This window comes from Prosthecobacter sp. Pr1 (assembly GCF_057652315.1).
Window position 1 is genome coordinate 191066 of the sequence record NZ_JBYFBS010000007.1, and the last position, 20722, is coordinate 211787.

Genomic DNA, 20722 nt, shown 5'->3' on the forward strand with positions numbered 1-20722 from the left:
CTGGTGATGCTCGCATCACCATTGACGAAGACGTTGCTGCCAAGGTTGCCGGTGAGACGCACGCCGCTCGGGAGGTTGGAGTCACGCCCGGCGTCGTTGGAGAGCAGGCTGTCGATGACCAGACTGCCGGAGTTGATGATGATGTCCTGGCCGTTGGTCGTGCTGGCGATGGCCACGCCGGAATTCGAAACCGGGTTCTGCAGCAGCAGGGTGCCTTCGTTCAGCGTGATCGTGCCAGTCAGACCTGGGTTGCTGGAGGAAATCGTCAGTTGGTTCGGGCCGAACTTGGTCAGGCCGTTGCTGCCGGTGATCTGCGCATTGATCACGCTGGTGGCCACACCAACATAGATGACGGCTTCGTTGGCTCCAAAGGCCAGGGTCATCGGCAGGGTGATGGGTCCATTGGTCGTGCCAGCGGTCTGGACGGGGTTGATGGTGCCGCCCGTCAGCAGCAGGCCGCCGCCGAGGTTGCCCGCACCGCTGTCAAACGTGATGGTGTTGAAGGCAGCCGTCGGGGTGATGTTGAAGCCGCTGCGAAGAGCATAGACAGTCGAATTGGCCGACAAGGTGGCCGCCGCACGCACATCCAAGGTGGTGCCGGCACCAAGCGCGCCGATCGTACCACCCGTGCTGACCGAGCTGTAACCCAGCTGGCCGGCACCCAGAGTGGCGGCACCAGGGATCATCAGAGTCTGGAAGCCTGTCGTGGCCGCCGTTGGATTGTATCCCACGTAGGAGTTGCTGGTCCGATCCACGATCCACACCGGGGCAATGCCACCGTTGATGACACCCGTTCCGTTGGCCGTTGTCCCAGCGACTGCGACACCAGACGTGACGAGCAGCCGGTCATACGAGGTTGGCGCAATCCCGCTGGTGATCACCCCGCTGCCAGCAACTGCAGCAGCACTGATGGTGATGGTGGTGCCGTTGGTGATGGCCGTGATCGTGGCGTTCGCAGGAATCCCGGCGCCAGAAATCGCCTGACCAACCAACATTCCCGCCGTCGAAGCGACGGTAACTGTCGTGCTGGCGGTGGTGGTGCCGGTCGTCGCCACGTAGTTTGGAATCCCAAGGGTGCCCACACCAGAAGTCGCAAGACCAAGAGTTCCATTCGAGCCACGGGTCAGACCTGCAGTTTCCAAAGTGGTGGAGCCTGAGCCGGCCGGCCGAACCACCGTAACGGTGGATCCCTTGTTCACTCCAAAGGTGCCAACGAGTTCGTAGGACTGGGCATTGGCCACGCCATCGAAACGGAAAGTGCCGCCGTTCAGGTCCTGTCCTGTGGCATCCGCCCAGCGGCCCTGGCCGTTGGGTTCGCGACCGAGCTGGTCGAAGATGCGGATCTGACCGCCGGGACGAAGGGTGATCAGGTTGTTGTTGAAGCCGGTGGTCGGGTTGTAGAACGACGACGCGCTCGCGATCCCTGTGACCGGCGCGACGACCTGGATGGTGCCATAGACTTCAACGCTGCCCGTTCCGAGCGGGGTCCGCCCCAACGCACCGACTTCGATCGATACGGCCGAACCCTTGCTGATGGTGGTGCCGCCGCTGAAGTCATTGGAGTTGCGGATGGAAAGCGTGCCGCCACCGTTCGTGATGGCGCTGCCTTGGAGATTGCTCAACTGGGAGCCGACGATGAGGCGGGCGGTGCCAGTCAGCACATTGTCCGCGCCGGAGAGGGCCAGCGTGCCGCCGTTGTTTCCACCCAAGCGATAAGTGTTGTCCGCGCCGACACCCAGTGTCGGAGCCATGTATTCGACGACGGTATTGTTGAAGTAACCACCGAGGAAAAGACGTCCATTGCCGATGTCTGACAAATTAAGCGCCGTGGTGAACGTAGGAACCGCGAGTTGGAGGGCGGCGCCGAAGCCACCTTGCTGCTTGATCTGCGCGTTCAAGCCCGTGCCGGGGTTGTAGTCGCTGTCGAGCACGATGGCCGGCAGGCTGTTGACATTGCTGTTGAGCAGCAAGCCATTGAGGGCAACACCACCAAGGCTGCCGTTGCCGGCGATGCGCAGAGCCGCGCCCGGATTGACATTGATCAGCGCATCGCTGCCCGTGCCGCCCAGCGGCGTGCCTGTGGTCCCGGTAATCTGAAGTGCACCAGCAAGCACATTGGTCCCGCCGGTGTAGGTGTTGGCCGTGCCGGAGATCCGCAGCGTGCCGTAGCCGGTGGTGGCGCCGCCGTATTTGTTGAGGGTGCCTGCGCCGACGATCGGCCCGGCCAGTTCAAGAAAAGTCGTGCCGCCTGTGGAGGTGTTGATGTTGGAAGAAGATCCTCCAATGGTCGTCGTGCCGGCCACCCGCAGGGAGTAGCTGTTGCCGCCGGTCAGGGTCAGGGTCGCAGCGCTGAGGTCGAGGTCGCCAATCTGGATTTGGTTGCCCGTGTTCGCGCTCACCCGGTCCACATTGATCGTGGCAAACCCGGCCGCCACAACGTTGATGCCGTTGGTGTTCGGATTGCCAAAGATGATGGTGCCGTTCGGGCCGCCACCATTGCTGTTGAGCGCCAGAATGCCGCCGTTCACAGTCACCGTGCCTGGGGTGCTGTAGTTGGTGCCGCCCACGACGAGCGGATCCGCGCCGCCAAGACCGAACGGATCCTGCACCGTCAGCTGACCTTGGTTGATTCTCACACCACCCGTGAAGCTGTTCTGACCTGCATAAGTGAAGGTGCTGGTGATCGTGCCAAGGGTCAGTGTGCTCGAACCATTCTTCACCAGCCTCGTCGTCTTAGTCCCCGCGCCAAGTGCATCGACAATGTTGCCGGTAAAGGTCGTGTTATTGATGCTGTTGACGACCAGCACGCCATTGGACGTGGTCGATTGGTTGCCCACTGTGCCTCCAGTGCCGGACAGTCCCGCTGTCACCACTCGGATGCCGTTGAGGTCGAGGTTGCCAATGTCGTTGAGCACCAGTCCCCCGGTAAGCGAAGGAAGGGAATCCGCGTTGGCAATGGTCAGGAAACCCTCGTTGACCGTGATGTTGCCAAAGATGTTGTTGACGCCAGACAGGATCAGGTCTCCCGCCCCGCCGATGGTCAAGTTCTTCGCCGTGATGTTGCCGCTGATCGTGGCCGCATTGGTGCCAAGGTAACCACCACTGACGTAGATGATGCCTTCTCCCGCGTTCACGCCGCCCGTGGCGCCAAAGGGGTTGATGAAGATGTTGGAACTGATGTTCGGAGCCGCACTGCCCACACCATTGATGAGCAGGCCGCCCATTTCATTGGTGTTGCGCGAGAGGATGCTGATCGTGCCTCCACTGATGCTGGCCGAGGTGCGGACACCAAATGTATCAGCCTTGCCAGTGACGACAGTGGCGGTATTGATGTCGACGACGCTGGAAACGGTGGAACCGGCGAAGGTGTTGGTCAGCGGATTCGCACCCATGGAGGTCACAAATCCAATCACAGGATCGTAGCGGACGAAGCTCGCGGTTGCATCCGTGCTGGAGGCCAGACGCAGGATGGACGCGGCGGTCACCTCGGCATTGATCCCGGAAACAGTGCCTAAGTTGTTCAGGGCCGCGAGACCCGCGACGGTCGTGGTGCTCTGACCGAGGATGGTCGTCCCGAGGACGCGTGCGTCCGCACCGGCAGTGTTGCCGACGTTGCCATCCACTCCAGGAACAATCGTGAGAACGCCGGATCCCACGCGGGCGAGAGTGGTGGCGGTGATCTGAATGTCATTGCCCATCTGTGCGTCGAGTCGGAGGTAGGCCGCTCCTGTGAAGTTGACGGCCGGAATGACGAAGGCTGCGCCTGGTCCGTTGGTGTTCACACGGAGGGAGCCGCCGTTGATGGTGACAGTGTTGGCCGCACCATCACCGAATGGAGTACCCCCTGTTGCCTGAGTCATCACCGTTGCGCCGTTGCTGATGGCGATGCTGTCATGAAGATTGAGGCCGGTCTGGTTGCCATTAAGAATCGCCGTGCCACCTCCATTGAAGGTCAGTAGGCCAGTATTGTTGCCGGTAATGCTGTTGATGATCAACGTCTTGCCCGCCTTCACACTGATGCTGCCTGCACCGGTCATGGTGATGACACGATTCGTGGTCATGTCTTCAGTAACTCGCAGAATGCCGCCGTTGAAGGTGATGCCGCCAGGGGTGACGTTCAGACCACCCGTTGAGCCAAGGTTTGCATCGCTGCTGATGCTCAGGATGCCTGCGTTGATGGAGGTGGTGCCGAGGTAGGTGTTGCTGCCGCTCAGCACCAGGGTGCCGAGGCCGGTCTTCGTCAGGCCGGTCTGCGCACCAACGTAGGTGAAGTCGCCGCTGATCACGCCAGAACTCGTCAGCGTCGTCGAGGCACCCACGTCGATCGTGCTGGTCTGGATCAACTGCATGTTATTGGCAACCGTGAAGTTGCGGTCCCAACCGGCAAGCGTGCCGGAGTTGAGGAGGATCGTGCCCGGAATGACGCCAGTGCTGCTGAGGGCCAGAGTCCCCTGGCTGATGGCGATGCCGTTGGAACTGTTGCTGGCATTGGTCAGGCGCAGGATGCCCACGCCGGTCTTGACCAGGATGGAGGCTCCGTTGATGGCGCCGGAGAGCGTCACGATGCGATCCGTGCCCGCGACACTCAGGGCGCGATAAGTGGCCCCGGAGAGATCCACGGCACCCGTCAGGATCAGATCCGTCTGGCCGAGCGGACCTGCGCCAATGAAGGCATCGGCAGCAAAGGCACCCTCCAGGTTGCCCGAGCCTGCAAGAGCAGTAAGAACACCACCGGCCGAGAAATTGATGTCGTTGGCCAGCGTGAAAGGCTGACGCAGGATGATGTTGCCCGTCGTACCCAGGCCTCTCTGGTTTGGCTGCAAGGTGCCGCCATTGAAGGTGATCGCACCCGTGCCCAGCGCATTCGCGTCGCCAATCTGCACGATGGCATTGCCGTTGATCGTGGTGCCACCACCATAGCTGTTGGCCGTGTTGAGCACCACGGTACCGCCGTTGCCGATGAGGTTCGCACCCGGGGTGCCGGTGACCGCGCCGATCACGACCGAGTTTCCGGCACCGGTCAGAACTGCACTGTTGATGTTCAAGATGCCGCCGCCCGTGCCGAGACGATAGACGTTGCCCGTGCCGGGGGTCAGCGTTGCCGCCGTGTAGGCACCGCTCAGTGTGGAACCGAGAAAGAGCTTCGTGCCCGCCTGGCTCACCGCAGTGTCGTAACCGCTCACATCAATCGCGAGTGTACCATCGTAGTTCGGGTTGGTCGAATTCCACGTAACCGTTCCAGAAGCGCCCGCATAGGCCAGGCTCAGAATCCCAAGACCGTTGTTGTCCGTGTTCACGGTCACCGAACTGGCGGTGGCCAGATTGCTTGGGCTGATCACCCGCAGCACTGCGCCCGGGTTGACCACCACAGCCCCGGTCGTCAGGGCGTTGTTGCCAATGCGCGCCTCCAAGGTGCCCTGCTCAACCGTGATGGCACCCGTGTAGGTGGACGTCCCGCCCAGCATCAAAGTCGCAGTACCCGTCTTGGTGATCGAAGGCGTGGTGCCGGAGAAGGCACCAAGCACGTTCAACTGGTTGAACGTATAGATCGTCGTGCCAGTGGTGCCATTCACCGTCAATCCACCGAAAATGGTGTTGGTGTTGCCACCCTGAATTGCGAGGGCGGTGCTGCCTGCCGCCATCGTCACAGCCCCAATGGCAGTATTGCCAACCGAAGCGTGCAGGATGCCGTTGGCGCTGAAGTTGACGGCATTCTGGACGAAGACGTTCGTGGCACCATTGAGGTAGGAGCCGCCATTGAAGTTGAGAGCGGGGCCTGCGGTGTAGGTGGAACCTCCCAGGCCATACTGCGTGGTGGTCGCGAGCCAGCCATCATTGATGGTGATCGGCGCGGTGAGGGTCGGATTGCTGGTGGCGCTGATGACCAGTTGGCCAGGACCAGCTTTGGTGAAGGTGTTGAATCCGCCTCCCGCTGCGAAGGGAGCACCCAGGGTCATGGCGATGCCACCATTGCCCGCGAAGTTGTTTTCCACCGTGATGGTCGGGTTCGCCGTGCCAAAGGTGATGGTGCCGTTCAAGGTCAGATTCTGAGCCGAAACACCAAAGATGAGCTGGGTGTTGACGGTGATGTTGTTGGCGATGGTGCGCGCAGCTCCACCGGCGAGGATCTTGGCCCCGTCGGTGATGACCAGATTGCCCAGACCGACCGGGCTGGCCGTGATGGTGGAACCCACGGTGTTCGGCGTGCTGTCAGCACCGAAGATCAAGGAACCGGAGGAGAGCGTCGTGGATGTCGAGCCCGCGACGCCAAAGGTGTTGGCCCCCGCGAGGACCACGCTGCCCGTGCCGGCCAGATTCAGGACGTTGGAAGAACCTGTTCCGGAAACGATGGCGTTGACGATCAAGCTGTTCGGGGACAGACCGCCCGTCGTGATGGTGCGGGTGCCGCTGTTCAGATCGACGGTGCCGGCAATGGTCGGCGTGAAGCTGAAGCTGTCGTTGTTCGAGATGATGTTGCCGCCGAGGGACAGCAGGCCGCCAGTGGTGACGGTCGGTGTCGCCGCACCACCAATGTTGTTGAAGGTCAGCGTGCCGGCCATGGTGTTGGCACCAGTATAGGTCAGCGAGGAGCCCCCGTTGAGGGTGATATTGGTGGCGTTGGCGATCTGACCAGCAGCGCTGATCGTGACTGCCGAGTTGTTGATCGTGAGTCCGCCTGCGGAAGGAATTACCGTCACGGCGGCCGCACCGGCGGTATTGACCGTGGTGCCGTTGATGACCGTGCCACCGCCATACGTGTTGGCCACCTGCGGGGCCAGCGTGACCGTAGCACCGCCCGAAATCACCAGCGCGGTGGATCCACCAAAGATTTGGGAGTTGATCGTGAGCGTGTTGGCGGTGTTGGTGATGAAGAGCTCTCCCGTGGCGCTCAAGGCACCGCGCGCACCGGCCCCAGTCGCGCCGATCGACGCGCTGGCACCGCTGTGCAGCAGGCCACCACTGACAAGAGTCAGCCCATTCGTCGTCAAGTCGGACGTGAAGGTCAGTCCAATCCCCACCAAGTTCAGGGAATTGATAGTGTAACCTGCGACGACCGGCACTGCACCTGCGGCAGTGAGGCGGTAGTTGCCCGTGGCGGTGGAGGCTCCCGGCAGCGTCGTGCCGGTATACCCCGCATACCCAGTCTGGTTCAAGGCACCCACGCCGGTGGCACCAACATAACTGGCGAATTCCGTGCCACCCGTGATGGCCCAGCCGCCGATGAGGTTTTGGGTCAGCGCTGGAGCGCTGCCATTGATGTTGGTCAGGAAGATCGAAGAGGTCGCGATGCCGGCAGCCAGGGGCTGGCCAAGATTTGCACCGGTGAAGTTGACCGTGCTGCCAGCCGTGCCGCGCACGAGGTTGGTGATCGTGAGCTGGGCATTGCCCACAGGAGAAGCGTTGGTCGCATTGATGACATTGAAGCCACCCGAATTGGCTCCGCCCTGAAGAGTGACAGTACCGACGGTGGCGGCGCTCTGCGCACCCGCGTAGGTCAGCGTGCCGCCTTGGAGGGTGATGCCATTGACCACTCGGTTACCCGTAAGAAGGTTGGAGGTGTAGAGGCCGGTGTCGTCCAGCGTCAGGGTGCCGAACAAGTTGGTCACAGATGAGGAGCCGCTCAACCGTCCCTGATCACGCAGGGTTAGCCCACCCCCGCGGATGATGGTCGCTCCGAAGTAGGTGTTGTCGCTGGTGAGCGTGGTGGTGGAATTGCCAGACCGGGTGAAGGCCAAATTGCCTGTGATGGTGCCTGCAAAAGTGCCTCCAGGGCTCGCCGTGAGAGTGGCAGCCGTGAGGCTGGAGTTCGTCACGATGCCACCGGTGCCCGCAAGAGAAGTGGTGGTGTCCAAAGTGCCGATGGCCTGGTTCTTGCCGAACAAATCCAGCGTCCCTCCACTGACACGCACGGACTGGAGAGTCGGCGTCGTGTTCGTCGCGATCACCGTCAGGGTGTTGTCCACCCCGCTGTTCAGGGTGAGCAGGCCGTCATTGATCGTGGTCTGGCTGTTGTTGGTGAAGAACTGCTGCTTGTTGATGCTCATCGCACCCGCCCCGGCCTTGATGAAACCGTTGCTTCCCAGCACCTGGGCGTTGAAGTCGAGAGTATTGCCAATGTCGAGCTGATGAATGATGAGCTGATTGCCACCGGACTGGATGAGGCCGCCCGTGAAGTCGGTGCCGCTGGCGTTGAGGACAAGGATGCCGCCACTGCCGAGGTTAAGAATGGCTTGATCGCGGATCGCGTTCAGGGCGGTGGGACCATTGATCGTCAAACTGTTCATGGTCACCGAGCCGAAGAGCTGGGTGCTGTTAACCGCGACGTTGGAGTTGGTGGCAAAAACGCGGAAGAGGCCTGGAGCGAGTTCGCTGGCCGCGAGCGGACGCACACCACCGATGGCGGAATACGTGGCAAAGGCGGTTCCATTGCCAGTCGCGCTGGCGTCGGCGATGGTGTCCACGCGGATGCTGATGGTGTTCGATCCGTTGCCGCCCCCACCCCCGATGAAGCCGTTGCCCATGTTAGGGGCAAACAAATTGGCCACGCCAGCACCTGGAGCGCTGCCCAGGTTGTCCCCGCGCACGAGCAAAGAACCACCACCGGAAAGTGAGGCGAAGTTGCCCGCATTCAAGGTCAAGGACTGGGCCGCATTGGCATCCAAGGTCAGGATGGACCCACCGGAAACGACGTTGATGGCGCCCACGGTGCCGAGGTTGATCGTTTCCACCGTCGCCGCACCGGCGTTGCCGATGATCTTGAACTCACCACCCTGCAGGGTGATGTTGCGCACCAAGCCCGCGCCGACAGCGAAGTCGGTGCCGCCAAGGCGGTTGTTCAGATTAGTGCCGCTGTTGTCAAGGATCAGCGTCCCACCCTCAAGAACGGTGTAGGTTGTGAACTTCGTGCTGCCGGCTGCGCCGCTCAGCACCGAAGTGCCTTGGGAGGTGGTGAAAGTACCGATGCCCATCGTGCCAGTGCCAGCGGCGCTGTCGATGGTCATGGTGCCTGTGCCTATCTTGTTCAGGTTGAAGTTCGTGCTGGTCTGGTTGGCGGAGCCGAAGCGACCTGAGAAAATGAAGTTGCTGTTGTCGAAACCGGTCGCCAGGGTGGAAGCAGCAGCGTTGTTGGTCACCAAGCCCGTGCCGGTGATGGAACCGGTAACCACATTGGTGTTGTTGATGTCCAGCGTGCCGCCCGTGGCGAGGTTGATGTTCGAGAATCGGGACAAGCCGTTGGTCGCACCGGAACGCAGGGTGCCGTTGTTGACCTGGGTGATGCCCGTGTAGTCGTTCGCAACATTGCTCAGCGACAGAATGCCGGCTCCTTCCTTGATGAAGGTGAAGGCTCCCGTGTATTTGTTGCCGAGTGTGGCAACGACCGCAGGGCTTTCCACGGTGATCGTCGGCGTTCCAGCGCCGAAAGTGATCGCGCCGTTGAGGGCGAGATTGTTCGAGGAAACACCGCTGATGATCAGGTTGTTGCCCGCGAGCGAGATCGCATTGTAGATCGTGGTACTGACACCGGTAAGCTTGAGGCCGGCGGCAACCGAGAGCGTGCCAAGACCGAGCGGACCACCGGTCTTGAGTCCTGAGGCAAGCGTGTCATTGGCACCGATGATGATGGAACCAACGTTGAGGTTCACACCTCCTGCGAAGGTGCTGGTGGCGTTGCTCAAAGAGAGCGCGCCCGCACCGGTCTTGGTCAGAGTCCCGTTCAGAATCTGAGCGGAGATGTTCAAGTTGTTCAGCGAGAGACCAGACGCGTCCACGGTGCGGGTGCCGCCATTGAAGTCCACGACCCCGGCGATGGTCGGCGTGAAGCTGAAGCTGTCGTTCACCGAAGTGATGTTGTTGTTCAGCGTAAGGGTGCCGCCGGTCGTGATGGTCGGCGCTGCAGTACCACCGGTGTTGTTGAAGGTGATGGTGCCGCTGAGGGTGTTGGCGCCCACGTAGGTCAGCACACCACCGCCATTGATGACAATGTTACCAGCGCTGGCGATCTGGCCTGCATTCGTCGCCATGGTCACCGTTGCATTGTTGATGGTCAGGTTGCCAGGAATCTGCGCAACGGATGCAGCCCCCCCCAGGGTCAGCGTACCCTGGTTGACGATGGTTCCGCCGCCGTAAGTGTTGGCCACCGTCGCGGCCAATGTCAGCGTCGACCCACCATTCTTGACGAGGGCGACTGAGCCCCCTGTGATCTGGCTGCTGATCGTCGAGGCCGCGTTCGTATAGACAAAGAGTTCGGTGCCGCTGGTCGTGAGAATGCCCCCTGTCAGCGTCGTGGCCGCACCGAAGAGCAATCCACCCGAGGTGAGGCTGATGGTTGTCGCAGCGGTTTGGGTGATGGTCGCTGCTGCGCTGACGCGGAGGGAGTTGATCGTCTGCGCAAGGGCCGTCACATTGGCAGCGACGGTCACGTTGCTTGCCCCTGCAATTGAGGCCGTGCTCAGTGCAGTGGTCACATAGGCACCGTAACCGGTCGTGCCAACTGCTCCGACACCACCCTGAGTCGCACCTGGTGTGACATAACTCGCGAAATCGGTTCCGTTCACCGTGGCCCAGCCACCGAGGATGCCGTTGACGAGAGCGGGAGCCCCACCATTGATCTGCGTCAATTCGATTCCGCCGGATCCAATGGCAATGACGCCGGCGGAGGCACGCTGGCCAAGGTTGAGATTGCTGCTGGTGAAGTTGACGCCTGATCCGGCGCTGCGGACGAGATTGCCGATGGTGAGCAAAGCTGTGCCGGTATTGCCCGGAGTGGCGGTGATGGTGGTCTGCCCCGCCTGGACAGTGACGGTGCCGAGGGCTTCCGCGACCGTCTGGCCTTGGACCCCCGTCAGGGTGATGGTGCCGCCTCGGGTGCTCACGGCATTCCCCAAATCAACGCGTCCTCCAAGGTTCGCAAGATTGGAGTTGTCCAGATTCAGGGCGCCAAATTCAAGGTTCAATCCAGCGGTGCTGGCAAGCGTGGCGCTGTCGCGCAGTTGCAGCGTGCCGCCACGAACGTTGGTGGCTCCGGTGTATGTCTGCGCCGTGGTGAGCAGCGTCGTGTTGTTCCCGGAACGAGTGAAGGCAAGGCTGCCCCCAATGACGCCGCCAAAGTTGCCACCACCGGTGGAGGTCAGCGTGGCTGTGCTGGCGCTGGTGATTGTGCCTCCGGTGCCGGGGAGGATGTTGGCGCTGGCGAGAGTTCCTACCGCCTGATTGCGACCGTTCAAGTCGAGGGTGCCACCATTCACCGTCAGAGCCTGCGTTCCCACCGCAGCAGCGGTCTGATTGACCACGATGGTGTTATCAGCCGAACCATTGAGGATCATCATACCCTGATCCACAATGTGCGTGCCGATGGTGAACATCGAAAGATTCATGGTGAGCGTGCCCGCGCCCGCCTTGGTGAATCCGTTGGCCGTGTTGATGAGGTAGCTGTTAACCGTCAGATCGCCTGGCGTATGCGCCCAGAAGTGGGATCCACCACTGGAGATCTGTCCGCCGCTGAGGCCGGTGTTCCCTGTTTTGGCCAGAAGAGCGATGCCGCCCAGCGTCAGGATGCTGCCAGTGTTGTAGCCAGTGGCACCACCACCGCTCTCAAGCGTAAGAACGTTGATGGAGTTCGTGGTGAACTCCTGTCCGCCGGTAAGGGTTAGGTTCGCGTTGGTGACAAAGATCGAGTTGATGTTGGAAATCGACTCGTTGGCGGCAAGCACTTGGAAACCAAATCCGGGTGTGTAAGTGGCAAAGGAGGCGCCCGTGCCTGTGGCCGATGTATCGGCTAGCGTATCAGAACGAATGCTGCGGTTGGCGAGACCTGGGATAGCCCCACCGCCGCTGGATACCACGGTTCCCGAGACGAACACATTCGCCACACCTGCTCCGGGAGCCGATCCGAGATTGTCCCCTCGGATGACAAGCACGGTACCGCTCGTAGTCAGGGCCGGGATGGAGGCAAAATTAACCGTGGTGGAGCCAGAACCCGGGATCAGTGTAAGAAGGCCGGCACCCGATCCAATCGTCAGCGCATTCAGCGATTCGCTCGTGCCTGCCGCGTTGCCGATCACCATGAACTCGCCACCGGCGATCGTCAGGCCCTTCAACAGGCCACCGAGACGGTTGTTCTCGTTGGTCGCGCTGTTGTCGAGGATGAGCATGCCGCTCTGGTTGACCACGTTGGTGGTGAAGACCGAACTGGCGGTGCCAGAGTAGATGGCCGCACCACCATTGATGGTAAAGTTTCCGGTGGAGGTGCTGTCACCGCCTGTGAGAGCGAACGAACCGGCGCCGATCTTGGTGACGTTGAGGGTCGTAAGAACGCTGTCATTGTAGCCCAGGAAACGGCCGTTGAAACTGGTGCCGGCGTTGTTCAAGCCGAAGGTCAGTGTGCGGGCCGTGCCAGAGTTGTTGGTAATGTCCCCTGCACCGGAAAGCTGGCTCAAAATTTGATCGAAGTTGTTTAGATCCAGGCGGCTGGTGCCGTCTATGTTGAAAGTCGAAGCATAGGGGATCGCATTGGTTGCACCGATGAAGATCGTGCCAGCGCTCAGGGTTGTGTCACCCGTGTAGTAGTTGACGCCATCAAGACGGACTCCGCCATTGCCCAGCTTGGTGATGCCGCCTGTCGTTCCGATCATGGTCGGCAGAATCAAAGCGAGTGTGGAATTGGCCGTGCTGGTTGCCGTAATGTTGTGGTTGCTGCTGCCGATGTTCATCAGACCGCTCGTACTGACGCTGAATGTCGGTGCGCCGTTTGATTGCCCGACGGCTGAAGTGATATCGCCGGTCAGCGTCAATGTGCTGCCAAAGGTCACCGCAGTGTTAGTGGCGGCCCCGGTGGCGGCCTGGGACAGAGTCACCGTGGTCGAGTTGGGGATGGCGGCGATGGTGGTGCCCGCTGGAATGTTGGTGCCGGTCACAGGCATGCCAACCACGAGACCATCGGAACTGCTCACGGTCAGCGTGGTGCTGCCGGCAACCGTGGTGGAGTTGCCCCCGGTGACGCTTGCCGTGCGGACGGTGGCAGCACCGTTGGCACTGGTGGAATCAAAGATGAAGTTGTTAAGGCTGCTGTTGCCCCACAGGTTTAATGTACCACTGCCATTGATCGTGATGTTGGCACCCGTGCCAATTTTGCCGCTCTGTCCGACATTGTAGGATAGCGTGGCGTTGTTGATCAAAATCCCGCCTGCGGCTGGGAGAACCACCGTCCCGTTCGTGCCGGAGAGCGTGGTCGTGGTGTTGATGACGGTGCCTCCTGTGTGGGTGTTCGTACCGGCCAGCACAAAGGTGCCACCGCTGGGGCCGCTGAGCACGAGGCGGGTGTTTCCTCCACCAGCGTTGTCCACAATGGTCGAGTTTACGGTGAGGGCGTTTTGGTTGTTGGTCAGGAAGAGTTCCTTCACCCCGGGACCCACACCCGCGCTAAGACGGCCGGAATTCACCGTGGCACCGATGTTTCCGTCGAACGCACCCGACTTCAAAAAGCCGCCGGACGTCAGGTTCAATGTATCCGTGCCCGTCGTGAAGTTGATGCTTTGAGCGGCGGTATTGGTGAGGAAGTTCAACGAGTTCAGTGAGTAGACCCCATTGGTGGTCGGAACGCTGAAGCTGTTGTTTGCCAGCCTGATGTTCTGTGTGGCGCCTCCCGGTGCCGCAGGGAAGGCGGTTCCCGTGTAACCAGCGTAGCCGGTCTGGTTCAGCGCACCCACACCGGTGCCTGCCAGATAACTGGCAAACTCGGTGCCACCCACGATGGCCCAGCCGCCAATGATATTGTTCGTAAGCGTCGGCGCGGTGCCAAATTTGATCTCCGAATTGCCTGCATTGAGGGAGATGCCAAGGTTGCTGCCGCTGAAATTCAGCACCGAATTCTGATTGCGCGTAAGGCTGGTGAAAGTCAGCAGCGCTGAACCGCCAGAACCGACGGTTGACCCCACAAACGACATGCCTGAGTTCACCGTCAGGGCACCGAGATTCTGCACGGAGTCCAAACCGTTGCCACTGAAGTACTGGAAGCTGGCCGCCTGGAGCGTGACAGGAACCACACCGAGGCGGGTCAGACCCACCAATCCGCGATTGTCCAGGTTGAAAGTGCTTCCGGTCAAAACTTCCACGGCCGTGGTATTCTCAAAGGTGCCGCTGTCGATCAAGGTCGTGGTGCCACCGCGCAGGCTGGTGGTGCCGGTGAAGCTGTTGGCATTGGTGAAGATGGCCGTGTTGTTGCCGGACTTCACCAGGTTGATATTGCCATTGATCGAGCCGCTGAAGCCCGCGCCATTGGCGGCAGTCGTGGTGCCGCCGGCAATCGTGAAGAGTGCGGTGGTGCCGCTGCTGTTATTGATCGTGCCACCCATGCCCGCGAGATTGCTGGCGCTGCCGAGAGTATTCACCGCCTGATTGTTGCCGTTCAGTTCAACCGTGCCGGAATTCACTTGCAGGCTGTTCGGGCCGCCAATGGCATTCACGAAAAGCGTGTTGGCTCCTCCGTTCAAGCTCAAGGTGCCATTGTTGACCGTGGTCGTACCGGTGTAGAATTGAGGACGGTTGAGGTTCAACGTGCCGAGCCCACCCTTGGCCAGACCACCACTGCCGGTGATGCCAGCTGAGAAAGTGGTGTCGCCGTTGGCATAGATGAACCCTGGAGCAGATCCAAAGGCCACGAGCCCCCCGGAGATTCCCCGATTGCCCGCCTGGGCAATGATGCCGCCGCTGGTGATGGTGAGAGCCGTGTTTTGCGAAATAGGTCCTGCGGCCTGTGTGCCGCCGTATTGATTGAGCGTCAGGCTGTTGATTGTCGTCCCGGTGATGAACGCACCACCGTTCTGGTAGCCCATGGCCACGTTGGTGGTGGCACCCGAGCTTAGGAAGGGTGCGAGTTCCGCTGCGGTAAGTGCGCGGAATCCATTGCCACCGACGGCACCCGCCGCTCCCCCTGCACCGACATACGTAGCGAAAGAGGTGCCAGTGCCAGTCAAAGACGTGTCCACGATAATATCAGGACGGATCGACATCGTTGTCGATCCAACCGCACCAGCGCCACCGATTTGGACCGGAGCTGTGCCAGTAAATGTGAAGTTGGCCACGCCTGCACCTGCAGTGCCACCAAGATTCGTACCACGCAGCAAAAGTGAACTGCCCGTGGTGACAGCACCAAGAACACCACCATTCAGGACCGTTCCCTGGGTGCTGGTCGGTGTCAGATTGATGGTGCTGGCACCCGAGGCCATGGTCACCAGGCCGCCCTGGATCGTCAGGGCCGAGTTAAGCGGAACCGTGGCGGCCACACTCAAGGTGAGCGTATTGGTGGCTTGGTTGATCGCCGTAATGGTCGTGTTGGCAGCAATGCCGGTGCCCGAAATACCCATGCCCACAACAAGATTGTCCACATTCGCAACCGTCAGAGTAGTCGATGCAGACGTCGCCGCACCTGACGTCCCTGAGATCAGCCGGCCCAGCGACTCGGTAGTGCTCGCCGCGCTGTTGCCGATGAGGGTCAGCGTTCCGCCGTTCAGAGTGAGGCCGACGCTGTCCGTCGCCGTGTCCACCTGGCCGCCGAGGCGGCTGTTGACGTTGGTGCCGGAGTTGTCCAGCACCAGCGTGCCGCCATCCAGAACATTGTTCGTGGCAAAGAGGCTGTTGGCCGCGCCGCTGTAGGTCAGGGTGCCCTGCCCGGCCACCAAAATGCCGGTCGAGGTGCTGGTGCCGGTGAGAGTCAGATTCCCTGTGCCCATCTTGATCACGTTCAGCGTATTTGGCGCTGCCGCACTGAAGGCGGCAAAGGAACCGGCGAATGCAGAGTTGGTATTGTCATAACCGACCAGCAAAGCCCCGGCCGTGCTCGCCGCGTTGGTCACCGTGCCGCTGCCGGTGATGGAACCGAAAAGCGCGCTGGCTCCGTTGAGATTAAGATAAGAAGTGGCACTGGCGAGGTCGAGACGCGAATAGCGGGCTCCAGCAAACGCACCCGACGGGTTGGCGGTGATGGCGATGGTGCCAGCACTGACAGTGGTGTTGCCGGTGTAGAGGTTCTGCGCCTGGAGGCCGAGGACTCCCGCGCCAGACTTGGTGAGGCCTGCTGTGCCGAGCATAGCCGCCTGGATGTTCAGCGCCGGCAGGAGGGCGGAGACATCCTGACCATTCCATAGGGTGGAAGCGACGTTGAAGGTGCGGTTGCTGGCGCCCAGATCCACACGGCCTACGATCTGTGCAATCGCCCCGGGATTGCTGGAGGTGACGTTGACATTCCCGTTCAAGAACAGCGTTCCGCCGAAGTCAGCCCCACCCGCCACCACGTCACCTTGGTAGGAACTGATGAGCGCGCCCTGATTGCCGCCGTTGTTGTTGATGTTGAAGCCCGCCAGCGTGTTGTTCCCCGCGAGCAGGAGAAAGCCGGGGCCGTTGATGGTGACGACATTGTTCGGGTCAATCTGCCCGCCATTCACATCGACAGTGATCCGGGCATCCGTGCCGTTGACACCCCCGTTGATGATGACGCCATTGGTGGAGTAAGGGATCGTGATCACGCCGGCAGCGCCGTCGAGGCGAAGATTGCTCTGATCGACAATCGTGCCGCCGCTGTAAGTGTTTGCCGCAGTCAGGCTGAGGGTCCCGGCGCCAGACTTGACCAATGAAACCGTGGCCGTGCCCGCATTCATGGCACGGGCATCAAAGGTATCCACGATGACCGAATTGATCGTGATCGTGTTTTGATTGTTATAGGTGATAAGTTCGGTGTTGCCTGAAAGTGCGCTGGCTCCGGCAGTCAGGATACCGCGGTTGGTGGTGGTGCCGAAAACGATCGCGCCGTTTTCGTTGGTTTTTAGGATGCCGCCCAAGCCAAGATTGAGGTAATCGGGACCACCAGTGGTCGTACCGTTGGTGAATGTGTAATTGACCGTCGCCGTTCCAGAAGAGCGCAGACTGCCGATGGTCGTGTCTGCGGCAAGAGCGACGCTGGCGCTGTTCGTAGATATGTTGGTCGGCAGGTTGTTACCACTGGCAAGGGCCGCCGCGTAGGGCTGATAACCGGCCTGCCCCATCGCCCCGATGCCAAGATCAGGGATGTAGCTCGCGTATTCGCCATGATTGGTAATCGCCCAGGCACCGATGGCGCCGCCCGTCAATGTGGGAGCGCTGTTGATCAGAATGGTCGGATTACTGCCGATGGTACCAAGGGTTCCAACAGACGCCGCGATGAAAGTGCTGAAATTGACGGTCGCACCCGAGTTGGCGGGGCGGAAAAGGTTGTTCAGGGTGAGAACGGATGAACTGACCCCGACGTTGCCATGCTGCACGGTGATGGCAGAAGCACCTTGGACAAGTGTCACATCTCCGAGGGTTTCGGTGGATGCCATCTGCGCACGTCCAACGTAGTTCAGCGTACCGCCACGCAGGTTAATCGCGGCTGCGTTGTTGATACGATCGTTGTCATTGATGGTTCCGACGTTGTTGTCCAACTGAAGAATGGCATAATTGATGTCGAGGTTGCTGGTGCCGGAGAAGCGGGCACCATCACGCATTGTCGTGGTGCCGGCCGCGATAAGGATGTCACCAGTGGTGTTGCTGTCGGAAAACAGCGAAAGCGCCACGTTTGCGCCGGTCTTCTGGAAGGCGACAGCGCCGGTGATGTTGCCGGAAAAGTTTCTGGCGGCATCCAAGTTCTCGACAAACGTCGATCCTGCGACGCCCGTGATGGCCCCGCCACCATTGACCACCGCGCCCACGTCAAACAGACGCGATGTCTGGGCCGTGCCGTTCAGGTCGAGCGTCCCCCCGAAGTTGATGTTCAGGAAGTTGTTGAAGTAGATCGTATTGTTACCGCCTGCCATCTTCAGCGTGCCCTGGTTGATGACGGTCTGGCCACCGGCGACGTTGCCCGCCACGCCCGTGATCGCACTGGCCGTCGGCGCAAGTGTCAGGATGCCGTCGCCCGCTTTGATAAAGGCGATGTTGCCGTTGCCCTGGCCGTTGCCGCCCTGGAGCAGGCTGGTGATGGTGGTGTTGTCCGTGGCCAGGCCGACGGTGTGGATGATGAGAGGAGCACCGCCCGCAGCATAGGAGAGGACACCGCCGCTGATGCCTGCATTGCCCGCCTTGGTGAGGATACCACCGCTCTGGATCGAAAGAAGGTCGAGGGACTTCATGGTCACACCACCACCGCTTTCCAGCGTCAGCGAGTTGATCCTGCGAGTGTCAATGGCGGCCGGGGCCGTCGTCAGGCGGACGTTGGTGTCCGCGGTCAGCGTTGCCACCATTTCCGTGCTGGTGTTCAGCGCACGCAGGATCGCTGTGCCAGTGCCCGCAGCAGCGGCTGCGGCATCCGCAGTGGCGAAGGACACGCCGAGGCCTGTGGCGCTGTTATCAACGAGTGCCCAGGGAACAACGCTCTTGTTCGTCGTGCCGGTTGCCCCGGTCTGACCCACAAACGTATATCCGGCACCGGTTGCTGCAATCGTGGAAACACCGGCACCCGCCGCCGCTCCAAGATTGGTGCCACGGAACAAGGCGGTCGCACCCGCAGGAACCGTCGTGTTATTGATCGTTGTCGATGGGTTGTTCGGGAGACCCGTGACGAGGTTGGTCCCGCCTGCGGCGGACGTGACCGTAATGATGCTCTGACCACGGGAGAATGTGGGAACAGCGAGCGTTTCCGTGACCGTGGTTCCGCCCCCGATCAAGTTGAAGTTCCCGCTCGTGAAAGTGATCGCCCTGTTGGAACCTAAGCGGTTGGAAAGAACACCTGCCGAGTTGTCAATGGTCAGCGTGCCACCCGGGTTGATCGCAATCGCTCCGGTGCCACCGACAGCTCCCGCCGCACCCGAAATTTCGAGGACGCCCTTGTTGACCGTGAGCGTTCCGACAAACGCAGCGTCAGCCACATTGATCGTCGTCTTCCCGGTGCCGATCTTCGTGAGGTTCGTGACCGCAGCCGCCAGTCCGGTCCCGCCAATGATGATGTTACCAGCACCAGTGGTCGTCAGCGCAAAGGCCCCGGCCACTCCGCCTGAGAGCGTCAATGTTCCAGCGTCGGAACCAATGGCCGAAGCCGAGGCCATCGTGATGGTTCCGGCGTAAGTGTTGCTGCCGGAGACGTTTTGCAGCGCACCACCCGTGTTGATGCCCGTGTTGTTCAGGGTCAGCGCCTCAGATGCATAAGTGATGCCAGCACCGCTCAACTGCAAAGCCGCACCGATGAAATTGCCCACCGTCGTGGCCCCGGCTGTCGTGCCCAGTGCATTGACATCGGAAATATTGAGCGCACCGGCATTGATCGTGATCGTACCCGCAAAATTCTGGCTGGCGCTGATGCCCAGGGTGCCGTTGTCGGCCTTCACAAAACCCGTCGCGTTGGTGATCGCGTTCACTCCCGTCAACGTCAACGTCTGACCTGCCACCACTTCGACGACGTTGTTGGCCGCCGTACCGTTGGCAAAGCTGATCGAACGAGCACTGCTGATCGGAGTGGAGCCAATGGCACGCAAGGTCGCCGTGGTGCCATTGAGTGTGATGGTATTGGCGGCGTTGCCCAAGGCAGCGTCGCTGCTGAACGCAAGAATGCCGCCAGTGACGCTGATGTTGCCGGTGAAGTCATTGGCGGCGTTCGTCAAAACGATCGCGCCCGTGCCCGTCTTGGTCCAGTTCTGGTTGCCCGAGACCTGACCACTCAAAGTCAGGCCCTGAACCACATTCGATCCGGTCAAGGTGCTGACGCTGATCGTGGTTGAAGCCTGATTGATGTTCGTCAGACCCGTGATCTCCAGCCCATAACCGTTGCCCGGGGCCACCGTGAGCGTCGTGCTGGCCGCCGTCCAAGACAGGGAGTTCATCTGGATCGTCTTGTTCAGCGCAGTCGATCCCGGGAAGCCCGCCAAACCAGTGCGGTCAGGGGCGATGGCGCTGCTGCCCGCAATGCTCAGGTCGTCGCCAAAGGCAATGCTCTGACGATCACCATAGCCGGAGCCGTTGTCGCGGAGCGACAGGGTCGTGCCGCTGGCCAGCGTGATGGTATTAGCCGCCCCGCTGTTGAGAGAAGCCGCCCCCGCAGCGACAAGGGTGCCGCTGTTGACACTGACGGTTCCAGTGAAACTGTTGGTGCCAGCCAATACGGTCACGCCATTGCTGCTGCCAGCCGTGTTCCCTGCGATGACCAAGTTCTTGGTGCCTCCGCTTTCCGAGATGTTGCCAGAAAGCGTGAGCAGACTGGTCGTGTTGGCCACCGCGTTGGTGATGTTAAAATCAGCGCTGCCCGTGCTGGCAAGGATGATGTCCGTGGCGATCAGATCATTGGCCGTTGCCGCCGCTGCCTTGGAAAGCACCGCCGCCAAGGCTCCGTTGTCAAAGGTCAGCGTGCTGCCATTGCCCGACTGCAAGGTGTAGCCAAAGAAAGCGGTGGTTGGATCTCCAATATTCAGCGTGCCGGTCAGGGCGCTGATGTCCAGATTGATGATTTGCGCCGCAGTAAGATTCGCAGTGAGGTTGATGACGTCCCCTGCAACATTGGCAGGCACACCGCCCGTCCAGTTGCCCGCAGTGTTCCAAGTAAAGGGACCGGCACCAGTCTGATTCCAAGTATAGGTGGCACCCTGTGCGACGGGTCCTGGCAGCCATGTTGCCATCAGGCAAATCATGAACCATCCAAGGAGTTGGCGGTGGTGGCGTAATGTCTTCATAATGGATAAGGAAAAAAGTTAAAACAACCTCATGTCTGCCCTCACAAATACAGCGA

Annotated in this window: 1 protein-coding gene (only partly in view); it reads right to left on the reverse strand. The window is 60.7% G+C overall.

Features of this window, described 5'->3' with window-relative positions; translation table 11 throughout:
• Window positions 1-20666, reverse strand: partial view of a beta strand repeat-containing protein gene (locus AC24GY_RS14125; RefSeq protein ID WP_487684026.1) — the 5' portion only. Its footprint begins 13978 nt before the window's first position; 20666 of the gene's 34644 nt are visible here — the first part of the coding sequence; it begins with the start codon at window positions 20664-20666; its stop codon lies off the left edge, out of view.
• Between the last annotated feature and the right edge of the window lie 56 nt (window positions 20667-20722).